Source organism: Litoreibacter sp., from assembly GCF_058136045.1.
Genome location: NZ_JBYVDD010000010.1, coordinates 1,996 through 5,072, shown reverse-complemented (window position 1 = coordinate 5,072; position 3,077 = coordinate 1,996). Strand labels below are relative to the sequence as shown.

General features: G+C 49.9%; 2 tRNA genes and 2 rRNA genes (1 of these 4 running past the window's edge). All 4 read right to left on the bottom strand.

The window, feature by feature from the left end:
• Nucleotides 1-1,870: ribosomal RNA gene (locus AC3Y7R_RS15090) — 23S ribosomal RNA — on the bottom strand; the annotation flags it as partial.
• A 462-nt stretch (nt 1,871-2,332) separates the two neighbouring features.
• Nucleotides 2,333-2,408, bottom strand: a tRNA-Ala gene (locus tag AC3Y7R_RS15085).
• 203 nt (nt 2,409-2,611) lie between these two features.
• Nucleotides 2,612-2,688: transfer RNA gene (locus tag AC3Y7R_RS15080), tRNA-Ile, on the bottom strand.
• 250 nt (nt 2,689-2,938) lie between these two features.
• Nucleotides 2,939-3,077 (bottom strand): 16S ribosomal RNA (locus tag AC3Y7R_RS15075); it runs 1,282 nt beyond the window's last position.

Below are 3,077 nucleotides of genomic sequence, written 5' to 3'. Positions count from 1 at the left end.
GTCAGACCCTATACGTCGTCTTACGACTTCGCAGAGCCCTGTGTTTTTAGTAAACAGTCGCCACCCCCTGGTTTGTGCCCCCAGTCAATACTTGCGTAGAAACTGGGCCTCCTTCTCGCGAACTTACGGAGGTATTTTGCCGAGTTCCTTCAACATCGTTCTCTCAAGCGCCTTGGTATTCTCTACCTGTCCACCTGTGTCGGTTTAGGGTACGATCTTATAGAGGGGCTATTTCCAGGAACCTCTTAGCAGCTCATTCAATCCGATAAGGATGAACTACCTTCGAGATCCGTCACCACCTCACGGCCCAGGAATATTAACCTGGTTCCCATCGACTACGCCTTTCGGCCTCGCCTTAGGGGTCGGCTTACCCTGCTCAGATTAGCTTTAAGCAGGAACCCTTGGACTTTCGGCGACAGAGTCTCTCACTCTGTTTGTCGCTACTCATGTCATCATTCTCGCTAGTGATCTCTCCACCGGATGGCTCACGCCCCGGCTTCACAGAAAACACCGCGTCTCCGACGCTCATTATACTTGTAATAACCCTCGACACATAAACACAGTTGCCTGTGCTATCTGAAGAATTGCATTACAAAACGAGCAAAAGAGACATGGTGTTATGTCACACTACGCTCCGCTACCATGCCTTACGGCATCCTAAGCTTCGGCTCATGGCTTGAGCCCCGTTACATTTTCGCCGCAGGACAACTTAAATTAGACCAGTGAGCTGTTACGCTATCTTTAAAAGATGGCTGCTTCTAAGCCAACTTCCTGGTTGTTTTGGTCGTCCCACCTGCTTTCCCACTTAGCCATGAATTAGGGGCCTTAGCTGTAGGTCAGGGTTGTTTCCCTCTTCACGACGGACGTTAGCACCCGCCGTGTGTCTGCCAGATATTACTCCTCGGTATTCGGAGTTTGGTTAGGATCAGTAAGACGGTGAGTCCCCGTTACCCATCCAGTGCTCTACCCCCGAGGGTATTCGTCTGACGCTCTACCTAAATAGATTTCGCGGAGAACCAGCTATCTCCGAGTTTGATTGGCCTTTCACCCCTAGGCACAACTCATCCCGATCTTTTTCAACAGATGTGGGTTCGGTCCTCCAGTTAGTGTTACCTAACCTTCAACCTGGTCATGCCTAGATCACTCGGTTTCGGGTCTAATCCATCTAACTCATTCGCCCTATTAAGACTCGCTTTCGCTGCGCCTACACCTAACGGCTTAAGCTTGCTAGATAGACTAAGTCGATGACCCATTATACAAAAGGTACGCTGTCACCCCTCAAGGGGGCTCCAACTGTTTGTAGGCGACCGGTTTCAGAAACTGTTTCACTCCCCTTGTCGGGGTGCTTTTCACCTTTCCCTCACGGTACTGGTTCACTATCGGTCAGTAAGGAGTACTTAGCCTTAGAGGGTGGTCCCCCCATGTTCAGACAGGATTTCACGTGTCCCGCCCTACTTAATACGTCCGATCTTGCTTCTTATACGGGACTGTCACCCACTATGGTTGGCCATTCCAGACCATTCTAATCACAATCACAGCTCGGCTGGTCCCCGTTCGCTCGCCGCTACTAGGGGAGTATCTGTTGATTTCCTTTCCTCCGGGTACTTAGATGTTTCAGTTCCCCGGGTTTGCCTTTTTAAACCTATGTATTCAGTCTAAAAATACCTGGTTAACCTCATTATTGAACTGCCGCTGCCAACCCTAGAGCTGACAGTGGATAACAATAACAAAGTATCAGGTGGGTTGCCCCATTCGGAAATTCGTGGGTCAAAGCCTATTCTCGGCTAACCACGACTTATCGCAGAGTATCACGTCCTTCATCGCCTCTTACTGCCAAGGCATCCACCAATCGCCCTTCTCGCGCTTGATTTGATCCAGAAGAAGACGGACCCGTGCAGGTCTGCTTCTTCCGCGCCCCGATGGCCCTTTTGTAAGCCTCCGGGGTGAGGTCCTTTTCAGGAACCTCTTAATCAAAAGAGTAAATTTTTCCCATCACAACAGTCTGGTTCAAAGCCTGTTGCGATATATCTTGTAGGTTAGTTTACTTGACTTGGATTGTGTCTTGTACTTCGGGGTCGGACCCCAAGATAAGGGTGCCGGGAAGGCTCCCAAATCATACAAAACACTACATTCTTTATACGTCCAACTCGAAGTTGGTAGATCAGACTAACGCGCCCGATCAGTATAAAAAACTGATGTTAATTCTCTCTATACGATGTCAATTCCCGCATACTACCAAGGTAATACGCAGACAGAACTTACGTTCTGCGTCCGATTGGACGACTAAACGCTCAAATAGCGCTTAATGGTCAAATCGAGCAATTCTGAGATATGGTGGAGCGTATCGGACTCGAACCGATCACCCCCTGCTTGCAAAGCAGGTGCTCTCCCAGATGAGCTAACGCCCCACAATTTCGTTTGGCAGAGCCAAACAAATTGAGTGCTGACAGGTTACTTTGCTTGCAAAGTCACCGAGAAGCACCCGGCTGGAATAATGTGGTGACTGACCCCATACCAAGAAGCGTTCTCGGTCATTTTGCTTTCGCAAAAGAACCTGCCACTTAGCAATATGTGGAACCGTCATTCATTCAGCATCGAAGAAGCTGAATGTTGGTGGGTCGAGGAGGACTTGAACCTCCGACCTCACGCTTATCAGGCGTGCGCTCTAACCACCTGAGCTACCGACCCAAGACGGGTGGTAACCCGTGTCTTTGTTTTTATTTGTGTGAGTACCGCTCTCGTCGATTGCTGCGCAATCAACTGCCACGGTTCCCGTTATTGCCTGACGGCAATAACTCGACATGAAGAGATATGAGGACGGCTTGAACCGATTGGCCGGTATGCCACCGAAGTGACATCCGAACCTATGTGCTTAAAGCACTGCTAAGTGTTCCACGAGTAAAAGAACAAGTTCTAATGCTGCTAGGAACATCCTTAGAAAGGAGGTGATCCAGCCGCAGGTTCCCCTACGGCTACCTTGTTACGACTTCACCCCAGTCGCTGATCCTACCGTGGCCGCTTGCCTCCCGAAGGTTAGCGCAGCGTCGTCGGGTAGAACCAACTCCCATGGTGTGACG